Annotated in this window: 22 protein-coding genes; 12 read left to right on the top strand and 10 right to left on the bottom strand. The window is 64.4% G+C overall.

Annotated features, from left to right (window positions below; translation table 11 throughout):
• Positions 1 to 5 precede the first annotated feature (5 nt).
• From atpA to ACILRN_RS03845, 4 genes are all read right to left on the bottom strand, one after another.
• A complete protein-coding gene (gene atpA / locus ACILRN_RS03860) occupies positions 6 to 1,535 on the bottom strand; it encodes a F0F1 ATP synthase subunit alpha (protein WP_395685733.1) in 1,530 nt (509 codons plus the stop codon).
• Positions 1,535 to 2,095, bottom strand: coding sequence for a F0F1 ATP synthase subunit delta (locus ACILRN_RS03855; protein ID WP_395685732.1), 561 nt, complete (start codon positions 2,093 to 2,095; stop codon positions 1,535 to 1,537). The genes atpA and ACILRN_RS03855 overlap by 1 nt, the downstream gene beginning before the upstream one ends.
• 356 nt (positions 2,096 to 2,451) lie before the next feature.
• On the bottom strand, positions 2,452 to 2,604 hold the full coding sequence (locus ACILRN_RS03850; protein WP_395685731.1) for a DUF1127 domain-containing protein: 153 nt from the start codon (positions 2,602 to 2,604) through the stop codon (positions 2,452 to 2,454).
• A gap of 218 nt (positions 2,605 to 2,822) precedes the next feature.
• The gene (locus ACILRN_RS03845; RefSeq protein ID WP_395685730.1) at positions 2,823 to 4,502 is read right to left on the bottom strand and encodes a formate--tetrahydrofolate ligase; all 1,680 of its coding nucleotides are present in this window, start codon (positions 4,500 to 4,502) and stop codon (positions 2,823 to 2,825) included.
• A gap of 208 nt (positions 4,503 to 4,710) precedes the next feature.
• Here ACILRN_RS03845 and ACILRN_RS03840 point away from each other — a divergent pair, with 208 nt between their 5' ends.
• Positions 4,711 to 6,285: a gamma-glutamyltransferase family protein gene (locus ACILRN_RS03840; protein ID WP_395685728.1), complete on the top strand. Its 1,575-nt coding sequence runs from the start codon at positions 4,711 to 4,713 to the stop codon at positions 6,283 to 6,285.
• Positions 6,286 to 6,356: 71 nt separating this feature from the next.
• On the top strand, positions 6,357 to 8,261 hold the full coding sequence (locus ACILRN_RS03835) for an EAL domain-containing protein (protein WP_395685726.1): 1,905 nt from the start codon (positions 6,357 to 6,359) through the stop codon (positions 8,259 to 8,261).
• A 44-nt stretch (positions 8,262 to 8,305) separates the two neighbouring features.
• Here the strand turns inward: ACILRN_RS03835 and phaR are convergent, their stop codons facing one another.
• On the bottom strand, positions 8,306 to 8,899 hold the full coding sequence (gene phaR, locus ACILRN_RS03830) for a polyhydroxyalkanoate synthesis repressor PhaR (RefSeq protein ID WP_395685724.1): 594 nt from the start codon (positions 8,897 to 8,899) through the stop codon (positions 8,306 to 8,308).
• Between the two features lie 199 nt (positions 8,900 to 9,098).
• Between phaR and ACILRN_RS03825 the strand changes: the two genes are divergently transcribed.
• From ACILRN_RS03825 to ACILRN_RS03795, 7 genes are all read left to right on the top strand, one after another.
• Positions 9,099 to 10,283 carry an acetyl-CoA C-acetyltransferase gene (locus tag ACILRN_RS03825; RefSeq protein WP_395685722.1) on the top strand — a complete coding sequence of 395 codons (1,185 nt, stop codon included), beginning with the start codon at positions 9,099 to 9,101 and terminating at the stop codon, positions 10,281 to 10,283.
• A 26-nt stretch (positions 10,284 to 10,309) separates the two neighbouring features.
• A complete protein-coding gene (locus ACILRN_RS03820) occupies positions 10,310 to 11,035 on the top strand; it encodes a beta-ketoacyl-ACP reductase (protein ID WP_395685720.1) in 726 nt (241 codons plus the stop codon).
• Between the two features lie 76 nt (positions 11,036 to 11,111).
• Positions 11,112 to 11,711: a heme ABC exporter ATP-binding protein CcmA gene (gene ccmA, locus ACILRN_RS03815; protein WP_395685718.1), complete on the top strand. Its 600-nt coding sequence runs from the start codon at positions 11,112 to 11,114 to the stop codon at positions 11,709 to 11,711.
• Positions 11,708 to 12,373 (top strand): heme exporter protein CcmB, encoded by a 666-nt coding sequence (gene ccmB / locus ACILRN_RS03810; RefSeq protein WP_395685716.1) that lies wholly within the window; start codon positions 11,708 to 11,710, stop codon positions 12,371 to 12,373. Before ccmA ends, ccmB begins: the two co-directional genes overlap by 4 nt.
• Before the next feature lie 26 nt (positions 12,374 to 12,399).
• Positions 12,400 to 13,122 (top strand): heme ABC transporter permease, encoded by a 723-nt coding sequence (locus ACILRN_RS03805; RefSeq protein ID WP_395685714.1) that lies wholly within the window; start codon positions 12,400 to 12,402, stop codon positions 13,120 to 13,122.
• On the top strand, positions 13,122 to 13,280 hold the full coding sequence (ccmD, locus tag ACILRN_RS03800; RefSeq protein WP_395685711.1) for a heme exporter protein CcmD: 159 nt from the start codon (positions 13,122 to 13,124) through the stop codon (positions 13,278 to 13,280). Before ACILRN_RS03805 ends, ccmD begins: the two co-directional genes overlap by 1 nt.
• The gene (locus ACILRN_RS03795) at positions 13,277 to 13,864 is read left to right on the top strand and encodes a DsbE family thiol:disulfide interchange protein (protein ID WP_395685709.1); all 588 of its coding nucleotides are present in this window, start codon (positions 13,277 to 13,279) and stop codon (positions 13,862 to 13,864) included. Before ccmD ends, ACILRN_RS03795 begins: the two co-directional genes overlap by 4 nt.
• 21 nt (positions 13,865 to 13,885) lie before the next feature.
• Here ACILRN_RS03795 and ACILRN_RS03790 read toward each other — a convergent pair whose 3' ends face one another.
• The gene (locus ACILRN_RS03790; RefSeq protein ID WP_395685707.1) at positions 13,886 to 14,386 is read right to left on the bottom strand and encodes a MarR family winged helix-turn-helix transcriptional regulator; all 501 of its coding nucleotides are present in this window, start codon (positions 14,384 to 14,386) and stop codon (positions 13,886 to 13,888) included.
• Between the two features lie 240 nt (positions 14,387 to 14,626).
• Here ACILRN_RS03790 and ACILRN_RS03785 point away from each other — a divergent pair, with 240 nt between their 5' ends.
• Complete coding sequence (locus ACILRN_RS03785) at positions 14,627 to 15,166, top strand: NUDIX domain-containing protein (RefSeq protein WP_395685705.1); 540 nt, start codon at positions 14,627 to 14,629, stop codon at positions 15,164 to 15,166.
• Positions 15,167 to 15,168: 2 nt separating this feature from the next.
• On the opposite strand, the gene ACILRN_RS03780 is transcribed toward ACILRN_RS03785, so the two are convergent.
• The 4 genes from ACILRN_RS03780 to dapF are packed head-to-tail and all read right to left on the bottom strand — an operon-like array spanning position 15,169 to position 18,855.
• Entirely contained in the window at positions 15,169 to 15,750 is a 582-nt protein-coding gene (locus ACILRN_RS03780) for a septation protein A (RefSeq protein ID WP_395685703.1), read from the bottom strand.
• Positions 15,747 to 16,748: a signal recognition particle-docking protein FtsY gene (ftsY, locus tag ACILRN_RS03775; protein ID WP_395685702.1), complete on the bottom strand. Its 1,002-nt coding sequence runs from the start codon at positions 16,746 to 16,748 to the stop codon at positions 15,747 to 15,749. The genes ACILRN_RS03780 and ftsY overlap by 4 nt, the downstream gene beginning before the upstream one ends.
• A complete protein-coding gene (gene mtaB / locus ACILRN_RS03770; RefSeq protein WP_395685700.1) occupies positions 16,745 to 17,992 on the bottom strand; it encodes a tRNA (N(6)-L-threonylcarbamoyladenosine(37)-C(2))-methylthiotransferase MtaB in 1,248 nt (415 codons plus the stop codon). The genes ftsY and mtaB overlap by 4 nt, the downstream gene beginning before the upstream one ends.
• 5 nt (positions 17,993 to 17,997) lie before the next feature.
• On the bottom strand, positions 17,998 to 18,855 hold the full coding sequence (dapF, locus tag ACILRN_RS03765) for a diaminopimelate epimerase (protein WP_395685698.1): 858 nt from the start codon (positions 18,853 to 18,855) through the stop codon (positions 17,998 to 18,000).
• 247 nt (positions 18,856 to 19,102) lie between these two features.
• On the opposite strand from dapF, the gene ffh reads away from it, so the two are divergent.
• Both ffh and rpsP read left to right on the top strand, forming a co-directional pair.
• Positions 19,103 to 20,674 (top strand): signal recognition particle protein, encoded by a 1,572-nt coding sequence (ffh, locus tag ACILRN_RS03760; RefSeq protein WP_395685696.1) that lies wholly within the window; start codon positions 19,103 to 19,105, stop codon positions 20,672 to 20,674.
• Positions 20,675 to 20,711: 37 nt separating this feature from the next.
• Positions 20,712 to 21,050 carry a 30S ribosomal protein S16 gene (gene rpsP / locus ACILRN_RS03755; protein WP_395685694.1) on the top strand — a complete coding sequence of 113 codons (339 nt, stop codon included), beginning with the start codon at positions 20,712 to 20,714 and terminating at the stop codon, positions 21,048 to 21,050.
• The last annotated feature ends 152 nt before the right edge of the window (positions 21,051 to 21,202 follow it).

Here is a 21,202-nt window from a genome sequence, read left to right as displayed (position 1 = left end):
TGCGCTTAGGCGAAGGACTTGGCGAAGGATTCAACCGCCGCCTTGAGCTTCGGCATGGTGGCGTCGGAGATCGCCTTCTCGGTGCGGATGGCGTCGAGCACATCGGCGTGCTTGTCGCGCACGAAGCGCAACAGGCCCTCCTCGAAGCTGCGCACCTTGTTGACCGGAAGCGGATCGAGATAGCCGTTGACGCCGGCATAGATCACCACGACCTGCTCTTCCGTCTTGAGCGGAGAGAACTGCGGCTGCTTCAGAAGCTCGGTCAGGCGCGCGCCGCGGTTCAGCAGCTTCTGGGTGGCGGCGTCGAGGTCGGAGCCGAACTGCGCGAAGGCCGCCATCTCGCGGTACTGGGCGAGCTCGCCCTTGATCTTGCCGGCCACCTGCTTCATCGCCTTGGTCTGGGCGGCGGAGCCGACGCGCGACACCGAGAGGCCAACGTTCACGGCCGGGCGGATGCCCTGGTAGAACAGATCGGTTTCAAGGAAGATCTGACCATCAGTGATCGAGATCACGTTGGTGGGAATATAGGCAGACACGTCGTTGGCCTGGGTCTCGATGACGGGAAGCGCAGTGAGCGAACCCGCACCCTGGCTGTCATTGAGCTTGGCGGCGCGCTCGAGCAGGCGCGAGTGGAGATAGAACACGTCGCCCGGATAGGCTTCGCGGCCCGGCGGGCGGCGCAGCAGCAGCGACATCTGGCGGTAGGCCACGGCCTGCTTGGAGAGATCGTCATAGGCGATCAGCGCATGCATGCCGTTGTCGCGGAAAAATTCACCCATGGTGCAGCCCGCGAAGGGGGCGAGATACTGCAGCGGCGCAGGGTCGGACGCGGTGGCGGCGACGATGATCGAATATTCGAGTGCGCCATTGTCTTCCAGCACCTTGACGAACTGCGCCACGGTGGAGCGCTTCTGGCCGCAGGCCACATAGACGCAGTAGAGCTTGTCCTTCTCGGGGCCTGCGATGTGGATGGGCTTCTGGTTCAGGATGGTATCGAGAATGATCGCGGTCTTGCCGGTCTGGCGGTCGCCGATGACCAGCTCGCGCTGGCCGCGGCCGATGGGGATCAGCGCATCGATCGCCTTGAGGCCGGTCGACATCGGCTCATGCACCGACTTGCGCGGAATGATGCCAGGCGCCTTGACGTCGACGCGGCGTGTCTCCTTGGCCTTGATCGGTCCCTTGCCATCGATCGGATTGCCGAGCGGATCGACGACGCGGCCGAGCAGCTCCTTGCCGACCGGCACCTCGACGATGGCGCCGGTGCGCTTGACCGTGTCGCCCTCGCGGATTTCGCGGTCGGAGCCGAAGATCACGATGCCGACATTGTCGGTTTCCAGGTTCAGCGCCATGCCCTTCAGGCCGTTGGCGAACTCCACCATCTCGCCGGCCTGCACATTGTCGAGGCCATAGACGCGGGCGATGCCGTCGCCCACCGACAGCACCTGGCCGATCTCGGAGACTTGGGCTTCCTTGCCGAAGTCCTTGATCTGCTTCTTGAGGATTGCGGAGATTTCGGCGGCGCGAATGTCCATCAGGCGGTTCCCTTCATGGCGATCTTGAGAGACTGGAGCTTGGTCTTGAGCGAATTGTCCATCATGCGGGAGCCCACCTTGACGATGAGGCCGCCGAGGATCGACTCGTCGACCCGGGTTGAGAGCGCAACCTCACGGCCCAGCGCGGATTTGAGCGCGGCCCTGAGGCTGGAAAGCTGTGCAGCCGAGAGCGGCTCGGCGCTGGTGACTTCGCCCGCGATCTCGCCCTTCGACTGGCTGAGCAGCATGGCGTAGGCCCTGATCATGTCGGGAAGGGCGGCGAGCCGGCGGTTCCTGGCCACCAGCTTCAGGAAATTCAGCGTGGTGCCGGTGATGCCGAGCTGACCCGCAACGCCGGCGAGCGCGGCGACCTGATCGTCGGAGGAGAACACAGGGGAGCGCACCAGGCGCCGCAGATCCTCCGACTGGTCGATGGCTGATTGAAGGGTTGCCAGCTGCTGGCCGACCTGGTCGATGGACTTGTCCTCGCCGGCCAGCTCGAACAGGGCGCTGGCATAGCGGCCCGGCACTCCGGAAACTGTCTGATCTGTGCTCGCCACGATCCGTCTTTCACTCAGTTCTGCAGACTGCGCCAAAGTGGTGACAGGCGCCGTGCCGCATGGATTTCTGGGAGGCCGGCATGCAAAACCGCACGCCCACGGGCCGGAGCCCCCGCTCCGCCGCGCGGGTTGGCTATCACAGTGGAAAAGGACTCGCAACCTCGATCAGGGGTGAATTGCCACCTCGTTTCTGCGTCATGCCAGCGCGGGCCGGACTGCCCTCCGTGGGAGGGGCTGCCGCGACCCGGCTGCCGCCGCACAAGAGAGGCTGTGCGACCTCCTGCCCCAAATGAAAAACCCGCCGGGGGAGGACCGGCGGGCTTCTCACAAATCGGGCCGCAAGCGGGCCCGGAACCTCAGGCGCGGGAGGCCTCTCGGGCCAGGCGCGGAATATCGGCGCGGGTGATGCCAAGATCGGCAAGATCGCGGCTGGACAGGGCCTCAAGCTCCTGAACGGTGCGGGAATAGCGCTTCCAGCTGGCGTAACGGGTCTTCAGAACTTCGAACATGGTCATTCCCCTTGGATTGACAGGATTTGGCTTCTTGTTGCGACCCATATCTAGGTGCATTGCAGCAAAATGAGTACTGCATTTTTTGCATGGCTGGTTAAACACAGCAAGTTCATCAGGTTAATTATTCCTTTCGGCACGGAATAACCCTGCTGCTGCGCAATAAAAAAGCCTGGAGCTGAGCTCCAGGCCTGATGCGAACGATGCGATCTTCCGGTCTAGAACAGGCCGACGATCTGGCCCTTGTCATCCAGCCCGATGACCTCGGCCGAGGGAACCTTCGGCAGGCCCGGCATGGTCATGATGTCTCCGCAGATCACCACGATGAATTCGGCGCCGGCCGACAGCCGCACCTCGCGGACCGGCACGGTGTGGTTCACCGGCGCGCCCTTCGAGTTGGGGTCAGTCGAGAAGGAGTATTGGGTCTTGGCCATGCAGATCGGGAACTTGCCATAGCCCGCGGCCTCCCAGGCCTTGAGTTGGTCGCGCACCGCCTTGTCGGCAACGACATCATCGGCGCGGTAGATCTCGCGGGCGATGGTCCTGACCTTGTCGAACAGCGTGGCGCCATCCTCATAGAGCGGCTTGAACTGCGCTGAGCCCTTGTCGGTGAGCGCGGCCACATGCCTGGCCAGCGCCTCGGTGCCCTTTCCGCCTTCTGCCCAATGGGTGCAGCGGAAGGCCTCGACGCCATGCGTGCTGCAATAGTCGATCACCGCCTGGACCTCCGCGTCGGTGTCCGAGACGAAGTGGTTGATGGCCACTGCAATCGGCACGCCGAACTTCTTCACGTTCTCGAGGTGGCGGCCCAAATTGGCGAGGCCCTTCTTCAAGGCCTCGACATTTTCAGTCTTGAGCTCTTCCTTGGCGAGCCCACCATGCATCTTGAGTGCGCGCACCGTGGCGACGATCACGGTGGCGGCGGGCGCCAGCCCGGCCTTGCGGCACTTGATGTCGAAGAACTTCTCGGCGCCAAGGTCAGCCCCGAAGCCTGCCTCGGTCACCACATAGTCGGCGAGCTTCAGTGCCGCCTTGGTGGCCATGACCGAGTTGCAGCCATGGGCGATGTTGGCGAAGGGGCCGCCATGCACGAAGGCGGGGTTGTTCTCGAGCGTCTGAACGAGGTTGGGCTGCAGCGCGTCCTTGAGCAGGACCACCATGGCGCCCGGCGCCTTCAGGTCCTTGGCGAGAACCGCCGACTTGTCCTTGCGGTAGCCGATCACGATCTGGCCAATGCGACGTTCAAGATCCTCGATCGAGGTGGCCAGGCACAGGATGGCCATGATCTCGGAGGCCACGGTAATGTCGAAGCCCGCCTCGCGCGGATAGCCGTTGGCGACCCCGCCGAGCGAGCACACGATCTCGCGCAGGGCGCGGTCGTTCATGTCCATCACCCGCCGCCAGGCGACGCGCCGCGTGTCGATGCCCAGCTCATTGCCCCAGTAGATGTGGTTGTCGATCATCGCGGAGAGCAGGTTATGCGCCGAGGTGATGGCGTGGAAATCGCCGGTGAAATGCAGGTTGATGTCTTCCATCGGCACGATCTGCGCATAGCCGCCGCCGGCCGCACCGCCCTTCATGCCGAAACAGGGACCAAGCGAGGGCTCGCGCAGCGCCACCATGGCCTTCTTGCCGATGCGGTTGAGGCCATCGCCCAGCCCCACGGTGGTGGTGGTCTTGCCCTCGCCCGCCGGCGTGGGGTTGATCGCAGTGACCAGGATCAGCTTGCCATCGGGCCTGGACTTCAGGCTGTCGACGTAGGAGAGCGCAACCTTCGCCTTGGTGTGGCCGTAGGGGATCAGGTCCTTCTCCGGAATGCCCAGCCCTTTGCCGATCTCCATGATCGGTTTCATTTTTGCCTCGCGGGCAATCTCGATATCGCTCTTCACCGTGGCCATGCCAATTTCCTTTGCTTGAAGTCCGAATGGGTTTCCCAACAGTAAAAATACATTACCCTTGGGAAATGTCGATTCAATTCCTGCGACTGCAGACCGGATGCGCCGGCCCATGCGGCCGCTCTCTTGCGGCAGCGACCAGCCTCGTGCCATGCCTTTTGCGACGTTTCCCGGAATTTTCTTCCAACACACTTATTGCAGGATCACGACCATGCGCCGTTTCGACCGCCCCGGACGCTCCGCCGCCTATGGCAGCCGCGGCATGGCGGCCACCTCCGCGCCACTGGCTACGCTTGCCGCCATCGACACGCTGCGTGCGGGAGGCAACGCTGCCGATGCCGCCGTCGTGGCCTCGGCCGTGCTCTGCGTGGCGGAACCCGGCATGACGGGGCTCGGCGGTGACTGCTTCGTGCTGGTCGGGAAGCCCGACGGCACGGTGACCGGCCTCAATGCCAGCGGGCGGGCGGCCCGCGCGATGAGCCCCGACTGGCTGAAGGCATCAGGCCTCAGGTCGATTCCGCTGCGCTCGGTTCACACGATCACCGTGCCGGGCGCCATTGACGGCTGGGACCGGTTGCTCAAGGCGCATGGCACGATGGACCTGAGCGAGGCGCTGAAGCCCGCGATCCAGCTGGCGGAGGACGGCGTTCCGGTCACACCGCGGGTGGCGTTCGACTGGCTGGAGGATGCCCCGCACCTAGCCGCGGACGAGGGCGGCAAGCGACACTACCTGAAGGATGGCCGCGCGCCGCGCGAAGGCGAGATCATGGCGTATCCGGCGCTGGCCCGCAGCCTTCGGCACATCGCACGGGAGGGCCGCGATGCCTTTTATACAGGTGCCATTGCCGAGGACATCATCCACACGGCCAGCGCACTGGGCTCGCTGCTGACGCGCGATGATCTGGCCGCACATGAAGGCAACTGGGTGGAGCCCATCTCCACCCACTTCATGGACCGAGAGATCCTCGAGATTCCGCCATCGGGACAGGGGCTCACGGCACTCATTGCCTTCAACATCCTGGCGCAGACCGGACTGCGCCGCCATGCCGCCTGCTCGGTCGAGCGCCACCACCTCGAGATCGAGGCGATGAAACTCGCCTGGGAGCTTCGCAACCGCCACATTGCCGACCCGGACCACGCGGCGATTCCGGTGGACAGGCTGCTGAGCCCGGAAACCGCCGCACAGCTTGCGTCGATGATCGACATGACGCGGACCCTCGACATCCGGACGCAGATGCGGCAGTCCGACACCATCTATCTCTCCGTGGTGGACGAGGAGCGGCTGGCCGTTTCATTCATCAACTCGGTCTATGACCGTTTCGGATCCTGCATCGTGACGCCGGAGACCGGCATCGCCCTGCAAAATCGCGGGGCATGTTTCGTGACCGATCCCGCCCACCCCAACTGCATCGGGCCGGGCAAGCGGCCGCTGCACACCATCATTCCGGCCATGGTGAAGAAGGATGGCCGCATCGACATGAGTTACGGCGTCATGGGCGGCGATTACCAGCCGATGGGCCATGTGAGCGTGGCGGTGAACCATTATGTCTATGGCATGGACCCTCAGGAGGCGATCGACTTCCCGCGCTATTTTCCTGAGGACGGCAAGCTGCTCGCCGAATCGGCGATGGACCCGGAACTGTGCGCCGGCCTTGCGGCACTGGGGCATGAAGTGGTGCCGACGGGGCCGCTCGGGGGCGGACAGGCGATTGCCATCGACCACGCAGGCGGCGTGCTGATCGGCGGTTCAGACCCGCGCAAGGACGGTCTTGCATTGGGATATTGAAGCCCGCCGTTAAGGATTGGTTTGACGGTGTCCTCTAACCTCGGGGGAAAGGCTCTCAGGACGGAGACACCGTGCGCGACGCGAACAGCGAAGATCAGGAGGCAGGCGGCGATGCCGCCACAAGCCTGATGCACCGCGCCGCGGAAGCGGCGGGCCTCGCGGCCTATGACTGGGACATCGCCAGCGACGCCATCAGCTGGTCTGGCAATGCCAGCGCCATTCTCGGCTGCGACAGTTCCGAAATCACCAGCGGTCGGCGCTTTGCCTCGCGACTCGACCCCGACAACCTGACCAACCGCTACGACGCGGTGATGCAGGCCAGCACCGTGGATGCCGGCAATGGCGTCGGCTTCCGCATCGAATACCGCTTTCTTCCCGATGGCCGGAAAAACCGGAAGAGCCTGTGGCTTGAAGACCAGGGCCGCTGGCATGCGGGACCGGACGGCAGGCCGACCCGGGTGCTCGGAACCCTGCGCCGCATTGATGAACGCCACAAGCGCGACCAGCAACTGAGCTTCCTCGGCAAATACGATCCGCTGACCGGCATGATGAACCGCGGACGGATGATGGAGACGCTGGGCGGCGCCATGCTGGCGTGCGAGCGCGATGACTCCTCCTGCGCCTTCCTGGTAGCCGCCATCAACAATCTCGCCGTGGTCAACGAGGCCTATGGTTTCGAAGTTGCGGACGAGGTGATCATCGAGGTTGGCCAGCGACTGGCGCGCGTGGTGCGGGCGGGCGACGCCGTGGCACGCTACTCAGGCTCGAAATTCGGGCTGGTGCTGCACGACTGTACCGCCTCCGACCTGAGCGTGGCGGCCGAACGCTTTCTGCGCACGGCGCGCGAGACCGTGATCGACACGGCGCGCGGCCCGGTATGGGCGCTGCTGTCGATCGGCGCGGTGGTGCTGCCCCGCCATGCCAACGACCCCAGCACGGCAGTGGCGCGCGCCGAGGAGGCGCTGACCGAGGCCCGCAGGCAACCGGCCGACGAAGCCATCATCTATCAGCCTTCGCAAGAGCGCCTGTCACGGCGCACCGGCAACGCCCGCAACGCCACCGAAATCGTACGCTGCCTGAAGGAAAGGCGGTTTCAGCTTGCCTATCAACCGGTGGTGGATGCTGCCACCGGCACGCCGGCCTTCCACGAGGCGCTGTTGCGCATGACCGGAGAGGACGGCACCATGCTGACGGCGGGACACCTCATTCCGGTTGCCGAAACCCTGGGGCTGGTGCGCCTGATTGACCGGGAGGTGACCAGCATCGCGCTCGATGTGCTGAACCGCCACCCCGATGCCCGACTGTCGCTCAACATGTCCGGTACCACCGCCACAGATCCGCGCTGGTTTCCAGAGATCATTTCGCTGCTGACGGCGCGGGCGGATCTGGCCCGCCGCCTGACGATCGAGATTACCGAAACCGTGGCGCTCGGCGACCTCACCCACACCATCCGGTTCGTGGATGAACTGCGCGCACTGGGCTGCCGCGTGGCGATCGATGATTTCGGGGCAGGCTACACCTCGTTCCGGAGCCTGCGGGCGCTTCCCATCGAGTTCCTGAAGCTCGACGGCACGTTCTGCCGCGATCTCAGCGGCACGGGCGACAATCCCTATTATGTGCGCGCACTCATCGACCTGGCACGCAGCTTCGGCATCAAGACGGTGGCGGAATGGGTGGAAACCGAGGACGACGCCCAGCGCCTGCGCGAGTGGGGCATCGACCTGATGCAGGGGAAGCTGTTCGGCATGGCGACGCTGACACCACCATGGCCGGCCACACCGGCCAGCACGCCTGCGCCGCCCGCAGTGGAAACCGTCGATGCATTCGAACGCGACCTCGATGGAGAGCTGGCCAAGCTGCGCCGCGCCATTACCCTGCTGGACAGCGCTTTTGCCAAACGCAGCGCCACCCCGCCCCATACCGAACCAAGCCTCGCCGACCTGGTGAGCGACACCGCTCGCCGCCGCGCCCGCTGACCCCCCTGCCGGACCGCAGGCAGCCCGCACGGGCAGGCAACGGCCTATTTGCTGGACAGCGTGTCGAGCTTCTGCTGCATTGCGGCAAGCTGATCCTTCAGCGCCTGCAGGTCATCGCGCGGCGCAGGCTGCGGCCGACCGGGCCCCGGCGCGCCAGGCACCGCTGCGCCCATGGCGGCAGCAAAGGGGTTGAAGGCCTTCATCGCCTCGCTGAACACAGCCATGTTGCGCTGCGCCTGATCCTGCATGGCCTTGAGCGGGTCACTGCCCCAGGCCTCCATCATCTGGGCCCGGAACTTGTCCTGCTCCTTGCCGAGATTGTCCAGCGAGAACTCGAGGAAACCCGGCACGAAGGCCTGCATGGAGTCGCCGTAGAACCGGATCAGCTGGCGCAGGAAGTTGATGGGCAGGAGGTTGGTGCCCTTGTTCTCCTCCTCGAAGATGATCTGGGTCAGGACGGAGCGGGTGATGTCCTCCCCGGTCTTGGCGTCATAGACAAGGAAATCCGTTCCGGACTTGACCATGGTGGACAGGTCCTCGAGCGTCACATAGGTGCTGGTGGAGGTGTTGTAGAGCCGCCGATTGGCGTATTTCTTGATCACCACGGCGCTCTGCGGCGCTGCCTTCTCTTCGCTCACCGGATGCCTCCTCAACTCCGCCCAACCCCGGAGATTTCCAATTTTTCAGGGCTTTTTGGAGCCTCAAAGCTTGCTCTCCGCACTGCACAATTGCAAGCGCAAAAAATTTTTGGCGATGCCGCATCCACGGCCTATGTCGCATTGCACAAAAAGTGTATGGTGACGGCGATCAAATCACCACCCACTGAAGGAGTTCATCATGGCCGGTTCTGGAACTGCGGTTGTCATTGTCTCGGCGGCAAGGACGCCGGTTGGATCCTTCAATGGCGCCCTGTCGAGCGTGCCGGCCTCCTACCTCGGCACGGTCGCGCTGAAGGCGGCCCTGGCGCGCGCCAAGCTCGAAGGCGGCGACATCGACGAGGTGATCCTCGGCCAGATCCTGACCGCCGGCCAGGGGCAGAACCCGGCCCGGCAGGCAGCCATTCACGCCGGGATCCCGAACGAAAGCCCGGCCTGGGGCATGAACCAGCTGTGCGGATCAGGCCTTCGGGCGGTGGCGCTCGGCATGCAGCAGATCGCCTCCGGCGATGCCAGGATCGTGGCGGCTGGCGGCCAGGAGAGCATGAGCAAGGCGCCGCATGTCGCGCATCTGCGCGAGGGCGTGAAGATGGGCGACTGGGCGATGGTCGACACGATGATCAAGGACGGGCTGTGGGACGCCTTCCACGGCTACCACATGGGAAACACCGCGGAGAATGTCGCCCGGCAATGGCAGATCACCCGCGACATGCAGGACGACTTCGCGGTCAAGAGCCAGAACAAGGCCGAGGCCGCTCAGGCTGCGGGCAAGTTCAAGAACGAAATCGCGCCGGTGACCATTTCCACCCGCAAGGGCGAGGTGACGGTGGATGCGGATGAATACATCAAGAAGGGCGTCACGCTGGACAGCGTGACGAAGCTGAAGCCTGCCTTCGCCAAGGACGGATCGGTGACGGCGGCCAATGCCTCGGGCATCAATGATGGCGCGGCGGTGGTGGTGATGATGAGCGAGACGGACGCGGAAAAGCGCGGCCTGACGCCGCTTGCCCGCATCGTATCCTGGGCCAGCGTGGGCGTGGACCCCGCCATCATGGGAACAGGGCCGATCCCCGCCTCGCGCGCCGCACTGGCCAAGGCCGGCTGGAAGGCCGAGGACCTCGATCTGGTGGAAGCGAATGAGGCCTTTGCGGCACAGGCCTGCGCCGTCAACAAGGACATGGGCTGGAACCCGGACATCGTGAACGTCAATGGCGGGGCGATTGCCATTGGCCATCCGATCGGCGCCTCGGGCGCGCGCGTTCTCAACACGCTGCTGTTCGAGATGGGCCGCCGCAAGGCAAAGAAGGGTCTGGCCACGCTGTGCATCGGCGGCGGCATGGGCGTTGCCATGTGCGTCGAACGCTAATCGCATCAACAGGGAACGGATATCACATGGCACGGGTAGCAGTAGTAACCGGCGGCAGCCGCGGCATCGGCGCGGCAATTTCCAAGGCGCTCAAGGCGGCCGGCTATAGGGTGGCCGCCAATTACGCGGGCAATGACGAGGCCGCAGCCAAGTTCAAGGCCGAGACGGGCATTCCCGTCTATAAATGGGATGTGTCGAACTATGAGGCCTGCGTGGCGGGTCTCAAGCAGATCGAGGCCGATCACGGCCCCGTCGAGGTGCTGATCAACAATGCCGGCATCACACGTGACGCGATGTTCCACAAGATGACACCGCAGCAGTGGAACGAGGTGATCAACACCAACCTGACCTCGCTGTTCAACATGACCCAGCCGGTGTGGGGCGGCATGCGCGACCGCAGCTTCGGCAGGGTGATCTGCATTTCATCGATCAACGGCCAGAAGGGACAGATGGGCCAGGCCAATTATTCTGCCGCCAAGGCAGGCGACATCGGCTTCGTCAAGGCGCTTGCCCAGGAGGGTGCGGCCAAGGGCATCACCGTCAATGCCATCTGCCCTGGCTACATTGCCACAGAAATGGTCAAGGCCATTGCCCAGGAGGTTCTCGACAAGCGCATCCTGCCGCTCATCCCGGTGGGCCGGCTGGGCGAGCCGGAGGAGATCGCGCGCGCCGTGGTGTTCCTCGCCTCGGATGATGCAGGTTTCATCACTGGCTCGACGCTTTCCGCCAATGGCGGCCAGTACATGATGTGATGGCGGCTGCGGCAGCATCCGGCAGCCATCGATGCCCGCGCTTGACGCGGGCATCGTGTTTTTGGGAACAAGGGGCATGGAACTGACAGCCAAGGACCTCGCCTGCGAACGTGGCGGGCGCGTGGTGTTTCGCGGCGTGACCTTCACGCTGCGGGCCGGGCAGTTGCTGCAGCTCACCGGACCAAACGGATCCGGCAAGTCCTCGCTGCTGCGCCTCATCGCGGGACTGAACACCGCCCACGCCGGGCAGCTGAGCCTGACCGGCGGAGAGGCGGACATGACCATCGGCCGCCAGGCCCACCTGATCGCGCATCAGGACGCGATCAAGACGGCACTCAGCGTGCGCGAAAACCTTGCCTTCTGGCAGGGCTTCCTCGGCGGCGGAGACATCGAGCCGGCGCTGGCGGCGATGGACCTCACCAGGCTGGCGACCTATGCCGCGGGCCTGCTTTCCGCCGGGCAGAGGCGTCGACTGGCGCTGGCCCGGCTGGTGCTGACGCCGCGGCCGCTCTGGCTGCTCGATGAACCAACAGTGGGGCTTGATGCCGCGTCGCTGACCCGCCTGGCAGGCGTGATGGAACAGCACCTGGACAAGGGCGGCATGATCATTGCTGCCACCCATGCGCCACTGGGACGCGAGGCTGACGCGCGCCTCGAACTGGCCGGTGCAGCATGAGCCTGATCCTGGCACTGATCCGCCGTGACCTCACACTGAGCGTCCGCCAGGGAGGTGGCGCGGGGACCGCACTTGGTTTCTTCCTGACCGTCGTTGTGCTGCTGCCCATCGGCATCGGGCCCGATCAGGCGCTGCTGGCGCGCATCGCGCCCGGAGCATTGTGGATCTCGCTTCTCCTGTCGGTGCTGCTGTCCGCCGAACGCATCTTCCAGCAGGACTACGAGGACGGCTCGCTGGACATCATGGCCATGGGCCCCGTTCCGCTCGAGATGGTGGCGCTGGCCAAGGCCGTCGCTCACTGGCTGTCAACCAGCCTGCCGCTGGCCATCTCTGCCCCGATCCTGGGATTTCTCGTGAACCTCGATGCTGCCGCCATCCTGCCCCTTGTGCTGGCCATGACGGTGGGCTCGATCGCGCTCTCGCTTCTGGCCTCTATCGGCGCAGCCGTCACGGTCGGCCTGCGCCGCGGCGGGCTCCTCGTCTCGCTGCTGGTGCTGCCGCTCTACGTGCCGGTGCTGATCTTCGGGCTTTCGGCCAGCGAACCCGGCACCGCACCCGGGCTGGCCTTCGCCGCGCTGCTGATCCTGACCGCCATCACGCTGGCCAGCCTGGTGCTGTGCCCGCTGGCAGCAGCTGCGGCACTGAGGGCCTATCTCCGGTAAAGCTGCTGCATTAAAACCAGACCGCCATGCAATATCTCGCCAACCCGACCCGGTTCCTGAAGCTTGCCAATGCGCTGATCCCCTATCTCTGGGCGGTGACGTGCGGGCTGTTTGCGATCGGGCTCTACGGGGCACTCGTCACCTCGCCGCCCGACTATCAGCAGGGCGAGACGGTTCGCATCATGTATGTTCACGTGCCTGCCGCGTGGATGGCGCTGTTCGTCTACTCGGTGATGGCGCTGGCCAGCGCGGTCGCGGTGATTTTCCGCCATCCCCTGGCCGATGTGGCAGCCAAGACCGCTGCCCCGATCGGCGCCGCCTTCTGCTTTCTGGCGCTCGCCACCGGCTCGCTGTGGGGCAAGCCCATGTGGGGGGCCTGGTGGGTGTGGGATGCACGGCTGACATCGATGTTCGTGCTCATGCTGCTCTACCTTGGCTACATGGCGATCTGGTCAGCGATCGAGGAGCCGCACCGTGCGGCCATGGTTGCGCGCATCGTGGCCCTGGTCGGCTTCGTCAATGTGCCCATCGTCAAGTTCTCGGTGGACTGGTGGAATTCCCTGCACCAGCCTGCCAGCGTGTTTCGCATGGACGGACCGACCATCGCCGCGCCGATGCTGTGGCCGCTGCTCATCATGGGGCTGGCCTATACCTTCCTGTTCCTGTCGCTGCATCTGGTGGCCATGCGCGCCGAAATCGCAGCGCGCAAGATCCGCCAGACGCAAATTGCCGAGATCGGAGAAGGTTGATGGACTTCACCGCAGACCATATCGGCTTCGTGGTGGCCGCCTACGGGCTTAGCCTTGCCGTGCTGGGCGGGCTGGTTGCACGCATCCTGATCAGGGACCGGATGCTGCGCGCCGAGGCCGCGCAGCTCAGCACCAGAAGCCGGGGGCCGCAGCGATGAGCACGAGCGACCCCGCAACGCCGCGCGGGCGCACATGGCTGGTGCTGATACCGCTTCTGGCCTTCACGGGCCTTGCACTTCTGTTCTGGCGGGGACTGTCAGGCAACCCCTCGGAGATTCCCTCCGCGCTCATCAACCGGCCTGTTCCGGATTTCATTCTGAATCCCGTGCCGGGGCTGGCTGCGCCGGGCTTTGCATCTGACACGCTCAGACAGGGCAAGGTCAGCGTGGTCAATGTATGGGCCTCATGGTGCGCACCCTGCCGCCTCGAACACCCGCTGCTGACAGAACTGGCCAAGCAGCCCGACATCCAGTTGTTCGGCATGAACTACAAGGACGAACCGGAGAACGCCGTGCGCTTTCTGACCACGCTGGGACAACCCTTTGCCGCAGTGGGCATGGACCGTGACGGGCGGACATCGGTGCACTGGGGGGTTTACGGAGTGCCGGAGACCTTCGTGATCGATGGCGAGGGCATCATCCGCTACAAGCACATCGGACCGCTGACGCCTGAGGCAATTGCCGGGGAACTGGCCAGGGAAATCGAGAAGGCGAAGGCGCCACTGCCGGCAGCCGGGCCGTAAGGACAGAGCGCCTGGGCCGGGTCAGGCGCGGCGGCGCGTCTTGATCTTGCGAGCCGGCTTGGCCGGTTCCTTTTCCTCGATGCGGTCCATCTCGGCGGCCAATACGGCGAGGTTGTCAATGAACGGCTTGCGGTCCGCCGCGGCAATGAGCGAAAGCAGTTGCTTGTCGACTTCTTCCGCACCGGGTTGGGCCGTCTTCAGCATCTTCTTGCCGACGGTCGTGATGCGGATGGAATTCGTCCGGCCATCGTCCTTGGTGCGCTTGCGCTGCAGGTAGCCCTGCGCGAGCAGACGCGCCACAAGATCAGCCAGCGTCGAGCGATCGATGCCGGTCAGCTTCACAAGCTCGGTCTGGCTCTTGCCATCATTGGCGTCGACCGCCAGCAGCACCGTGAACTGACGATGGGTAAGGCCGGATTTTCCGACCTCGCCCATATAGATGAGGTTCGAGTATTGCGCCGCCCGTTTGAGCAAGTGGGATGGTGAGCGCGAGAACTGCTTCACATCCTTCGTCATTGTCATACGCCCATTCTCCTGTCTGCATGCCGGCTTGTTCGGATGACGGCTCTTGCGACAACTCCCGGATCGTTTCTGATCCGCCTCTGCCCTTCAGCGCGAGGTGCTCCCCCCAATTGGAGCCGCGAAGGAGTAGCGGCTCATCTATGGCGCTGCAAGCAAAAAACGGCAAAAAAGTCCGAGGGTGATCTTTTACCAATCGTGAGTTAAGATGATCCGCACACAGAATTCAACACTTGACAAGCGATGAACAGTGAGACTCAGAAGCCCGCCTTCCGGCGGCAAATTCCAGCAGGCGACACTCATGAGAGGGACGTTTGCTCGACCTGCGGCTTCATCAACTACGTCAACCCGAAAGTGGTGACGGGAGCGATCGTGCGCCATGACGGCAAGCTGCTGTTGTGCCGCCGCGCCATCGAACCGCGAACCGGTTTCTGGACCTTGCCTGCCGGATTCATGGAACTGGGCGAGACGGCGGAGCAAGCCGCGATGCGCGAGGCGCGAGAGGAAGCCAATGCCGAGATCGTCATCGATCGGCTGCTGGCCGTCTACACCATTCCGCGCATCGCCCAGGTACAGATCATGTATCTGGCACGGCTGGCGCGACCTGACATCTCGGCCGGGCCAGAGAGCCTAGAAGTGAAGCTTGCAGGCTGGGATGAAATCCCATGGGCGGATCTGGCTTTCCCGTCGGTGCGCTGGGCACTCGAGCAGTATCGAAGCGTCGAGGGGCTGAGCGATTTTCCCGCCTTTGCCAATCCACCGGGGGAATTCGGCGGCATATAGGCTCAGTCGGCGTCGGGGCCCTTCTCATCGGTCATGTGCTTCGACATGAAGGGGGCGTTTGCAAAGGCAAACAGCAGCGTCAGGGGCAAGAGCCCAAATACCTTGAAGTTCACCCATTGATCAGTCGACAGATTGCGCCAGACAACCTCGTTGAGCACAGCAAGCGCCAGGAAAAACAGGCCCCAGCGGATCGAGAGCGTGCGCCAGGCCTCCTCGGTGAGTTTCACCGCCTCGCCCATGATGAGCTTGAGATAGCTCCGGCCCGACGCCACGCCGCCGAGGAGCACGGCGCCGAACAACACGTTGACCAGCGTCACCTTGACCTTGATGAAGAGGTCGCTGTGCAGCCACAGAGTGAGCGCTCCGAACACCGCCACGAACACCGCGGAAACCAGAGGCACCATGGCAAGCTTGCGGGTGAACGCCCAGGAGACGGCAAGCGCCACGGCAGTTGCCAGCATGAACACGCCCGTGCCCCAGAAGATGCCGCCCAGCCAGTTGGCCGCGAAGAAACCAATGAGCGGCCCCAGTTCGACCAGCAGCTTTGTCCCCTGCCCGAGCTTGCGATCCGGCGCGCCGCTCATGCAGCCTCCAGACCGGCGATGGCACGGGAAAAGGCTTCCGCATCGAAAGGTTGAAGGTCTTCTATGCCCTCGCCCACACCGATGGCATGAATGGGAATGCGGAAGCGTTCGGCAATCGCGGCGAGGATGCCGCCGCGCGCCGTGCCATCCAGCTTCGTCATGATAAGACCGGTGACACCGGCTACCCTGGTGAAAATCTCAGCCTGGGCCATGGCGTTCTGGCCGGTGGTGGCGTCGAGCACCAGGAGCACGGCATGCGGCGCGGTTTCGTCCTGCTTCTTGATGACACGCACGATCTTGTCGAGTTCATCCATCAGATATTGCTTGTTCTGAAGCCGCCCTGCCGTATCGATGAACAGGATGTCGGCGCCCTCGTCACGCGCGGCGGCGATGGCGTCAAAGGCGAGCCCCGATGCATCTGCCCCGGTGGGCCGCGACATGACCTGCGCGCCAATGCGCGACCCCCAGACATTGAGCTGTTCGATGGCAGCCGCACGGAATGTGTCGCAGGCGGCGAACATGACCTTGTAACCCTCGGCCCGCGCGATGGCGCCGAGCTTGCCGATGGTGGTCGTCTTGCCGGCACCATTCACGCCAACCACGAGAACGATGAACGGTTTTTGCTCACCGAAGGCGAAGGGGATCTCGACGGGTTTCAGCACCTTGGCGATTTCGGCGGCCAGGATGCGCTTGACCTCCTCCGGTTCGATCTCGCGCTCGTAACGGCCGGCAGAAACCGCCGCCACGATGCGCTCTGCCATCGGCAGCCCGAGATCCGCCTGGAGGAGCACGTCCTCGAGTTCCCCGAGGGTGGCGCGGTCAAGCTTGCGCTTGGTGAAGATCGCCGCAATCGAGCCGCCGATGGCGCGCGACGACTTGGACAGGCCTTCACTCAGGCGGCCGAAGAGGCTGCGGCTGCCCTCCTCGCGGGCTGCGAGTTCCTCCGGCCGCGGCGATGCCGCCGGCGTATGGCCGAACAGCTTACGCAGGAAGCTCATGCAGCGAGCCTCGCCTCAAGATGGCTGGCGGCCCGGCCAGTGACCTGCGCGTTGACGATGGCGCCCGGCACCATGCGGGTTGCAAAGCGCACAGGTGCGAAATGTTCGGTACGGCCGGACCCCTCGGTTTCGATCAGCACCTGGCGGGTGGCGCCGACCTCGCTGCTGAGGAAGCGGTCGAGCCGGTGCTCTCCCCTTTCCCGCAGCCGCGCGGCGCGGTCCTTGATGAGGGCCTTGTCGAGCTGCGGCATGCGGGCAGCAGGCGTTCCCGGCCGCGGCGAGAACGGGAAGACATGCAGATAGGTGAGGCCGCACTCATCAGTGATGCCCAGCGAGTTCTCGAACATGGCGTCAGTCTCGGTCGGGAAACCGGCGATGAGATCTGCCCCGAACACGATGCCGGGACGGCGGGCACGCAAGTCGGCGCAGAAGGCGATCGAATCCTCACGGGTGTGGCGCCGCTTCATGCGCTTGAGGATCATGTTGTCGCCTGACTGCAGCGAGAGATGAATGTGCGGCATGACGCGCTCCTCACCGGCGATGACGTCAAGCAGTTCCGGATCGGCCTCGATCGAGTCGATGGACGACAGCCGCAGCCGCTTCAGGTCACGCACGTCGCGCAGGATGCGCGCCGCGAGAGCGCCAAGCTTCGGGGCGCCGTCGAGATCAGCGCCCCAGGAGGTGAGGTCAACCCCGGTCAGCACCACCTCGGAATAGCCAGACGCCACCAGCCGGCGCACCTGCTCGACGACGTCTGCCGGGGCGAGCGAACGCGAATTGCCGCGGCCGAAGGGGATGATGCAGAAGGTGCAGCGGTGGTCACAGCCGTTCTGGACCTGGACAAAGGCGCGTGTCCGCTCTTTCAGGCCGTCGATGAGGTGCGGTTTCGCTGCCTTGACCGTCATGATGTCCGATACCGCAACGCGCGGCACCGGCCCATCCTGCCAGCTCTCCGCCTTCAGCTTTTCCTCATTGCCCAGCACGCGCGAGACTTCCGGCATGCGGGCGAACATCTCGGGCTCGGTCTGGGCGGCACAACCGGTGACGATGATCTCGGCGTCAGGGTTCTCGGCATGGGCGCGGCGGATGGCCTGGCGCGCCTGGCGGGTGGCCTCGGCCGTCACCGCACACGTATTGAAGACGATGGCGCCGGTCTTGCCCGCTGTTTCCGCATGCTTGCGCATCACCTCGGTTTCATAGGTGTTGAGGCGGCAACCGAAGGTGACGAATGTCGTATCCGCCATGGCACTCACACTGCGAGATGGGCGGGAAGCACGCCATCAAATTCATAGGTGACGGGTCCGGTCATGATTATGTGGCCGTCGCTTTCGCGGATGGCGAGACTGAGATCGCCGCCCGGCAGGGTGATGGTGGCCTCGCGATCCAGCCGCTTCAGGCGGAAGCCCGCCGCCATGACCGCGCAGGCCGCGGTGCCGCAGGCCTTGGTCAGGCCGGCGCCGCGCTCCCAGACCTTGATGGTGACGTGATCCCTCGCATCGACCCGGGCAAGCGTGATGTTGGCACGCTGGGGAAACAGCGGATGATGCTCGAGCATGGGCCCGACCCTGGCCAGGTCGACGACGTCCAGATCCTTTACCCAGAAGATGCAATGCGGGTTGCCGACATTGACAACCGACGGCGACTGGATGAGCGGCCGATCGACCGGCCCGACAAAGAGATCGATGTAGCGGGTGTCGTGGAACTTTTCGGAGAGGGGAATGTCCTGCCAGTCGAACCGGGGCGCCCCCATGTCGACGGTGACGAGGCGCTCGCCGCCCTTCTCGGCCACCAGGAAACCACCCTTTGTATCGATGGTGGCCGTGGTTGCGTGCTTTTCCTCGAACAGCATGTCGGCAATGCAGCGGGTGGCATTGCCGCAGCTTTCAACCTCGAAGCCCTCATTGTTCCAGATGCGCATGGTGACATCTGCGGTTTTGGAAGGCTCCAGAACGATCAACTGGTCACAGCCGATGCCGGTCCGCCGATCGGCGATGGCGCGGGCCCTGGCCTCGGTCATGGCAACGGGCTGCCGCCGGGCATCGAACACGACAAAGTCGTTTCCGAGCCCGTTCATCTTGCGGAAGGGAAGGGGTGAGGCTTCTTGCATGAGCGGCCTTATATGGGAAAACGGCAGGGAAATGCTAGAGAGGAGGCCAGACAGGCGAGTGCGCGAGTCCCATATTTGACTTCCCCGGTACTTTCTCCTATGTCCCCGGCCATCACACGACGGCTTGAACGTCTTCAGGCGGTCTCACACATGGGGTTCTGACATTCCCGGGGGGTGAGGCGGCCAACATCCGGCAGCGAGTTTCGCCCCCGGGTGCGAAGTGCTTTTCGGCCGGAGGAACAGGACCATGTTTGACACCTTAAGCGAACGCCTGTCGGGCATTCTGGACAAGATCACCGGCCGGGGCGCGCTCTCGGAAGGCGACGTCGAGGAGGCACTGCGCGAAGTGCGCCGCGCCCTGCTCGAGGCCGATGTGGCGCTCGAGGTTGTCCGGTCCTTCACCGACAAGGTTCGCGAGAAGGCGGTTGGCGCCGAGATCGTCAAATCGGTAAAGCCCGGGCAGATGGTGGTCAAGATCGTGCATGATGCGCTGGTCGAGACGCTGGGCGGATCGGAGGGCTCGGGCCTGAACCTGCGCGCTTCGCCGCCCGTCGCCATTCTGATGGTGGGCCTGCAGGGCTCCGGCAAGACGACGACCACGGCCAAGATCGCCAGGCGGCTGACCGAGCGCGACAAGCGCAAGGTGCTGATGGCCTCGCTCGACACCCGCCGCCCGGCGGCACAGGAACAGCTCGCCATTCTTGGCCGGCAGGTGAAGGTCGACACGCTGCCCATCATCGCCGGCCAGCAGCCTGCCGAGATCGCCCGCCGCGCCATGTCGGAGGCGCGCCGCGGCGGCTATGACATCGTGATGCTGGACACCGCGGGCCGGCTGGCCATCGACGAAGAGTTGCTGGCCGAGGCAGCGGCCGTGCGCGACATCGTCAAGCCTAATGAAACCCTTCTGGTGGCCGATGCGCTGACCGGCCAGGACGCCGTGAACCTTGCCCGTGCCTTCGACAGCAAGATCGGCATCTCGGGAATCGTGCTCACCCGCATCGACGGCGACGGCCGCGGTGGTGCGGCACTCTCGATGCGCGCCGTGACCGGAAAGCCGATCAAGCTCATGGGCACCGGCGAAAAGCTCGACGGCCTCGAGGACTTCCACCCGGAGCGCATTGCCGGGCGCATCCTCGGCATGGGCGATGTCGTCTCACTGGTCGAGAAGGCGGCGCTCAACATCGACCAGGACAAGGCGAAGAAAATCGCCGAGCGCATGAAGAAGGGCGCCTTCGACCTGGACGACCTCGCCGAGCAGCTCAGGCAACTGCAAAAGCTTGGCGGCATGGGCGGCGTGATGAACCTGCTTCCTGGCATGGGCAAGATCAAGAAGCAGATGGACGGCCTCGACCTCGACAACAAGGTTCTGAAGCGGCAGATGGCGATCATCGGTTCTATGACGCCCTTCGAACGCCGCAACCCGAAGGTGATGGACGCCAGGCGCAAGCGGCGTGTGGCGGCCGGATCCGGCACCAAGGTCGAGGAGATCAACCGGCTGCTCAAGATGCATCTGCAGATGGCCGACATGATGAAGCAGATGGGTCAGGGCAAGGGCCTGTTCGGCAAGATGATGGGCGGCCGGGGCGGACCGGATGCGGCGGAACTCGAGAGGATGCAGGCGGAACTCGCCAATCTCAATCCCGATGCGCTGCCCGAGGACTTGAAAGAGATGATGAAGGGGGAAACACCCCAGCAGATGCCTGCATTGCCAGGCCTTGGCGGCGGCAAGCTGCCGGGCCTTGGTGGCTTGGGCGGCCTGCCTGGGCTTGGCGGATCGCCCTTCAAGGGATTGCCCGGACTTCCGGGCAAGAAGAAGTGACCCAAACACCAAACACGGACATCAAAGGAGAAAGACCATGGCTGTAAAGATCAGGCTGGCGCGGGCCGGCAGCAAGAAGCGCCCCTATTACCACATCGTGATCGCCGATGCGGGCGCGCCGCGCGATGGCAAGTTCATCGATGTGGTGGGCGCCTTCAACCCGATGCTGAAGAAGGATGATGCCAACCGCGTGAAGCTCGACACCGAAAAGGCCGCACAATGGCTGAAGAAGGGCGCGCAGCCAACCGACCGCGTGCTGCGCTTCCTCGACAAGGCCGGCCTTGCCAAGCGCGAGGCCCGCAACAACCCGCAGAAGGCGCTGCCCGGCAAGAAGCGCCAGGAGCGCGAGAAGGCCGCAGCTGCCGCCAGCGGCTAGACGATGGCGCGGGCCGCTGACAGGACTTCACATGATCTCGTCACACCCGGGCTTGACCCGGGTGTCTTCTTTGCAGCCCCAGACAGAATGCCGGGATCAAGCGATGGCATGGGTGATCCGGCAGTTTCCACATGCGCAACGCTTCAGGCAAC

Origin of the sequence: Aestuariivirga sp. (assembly GCF_044238155.1) — a bacterium.
Classification (GTDB): Bacteria; Pseudomonadota; Alphaproteobacteria; order Rhizobiales; family Aestuariivirgaceae; genus Aestuariivirga.
This window is presented reverse-complemented; position numbering and strand designations above follow the sequence as displayed.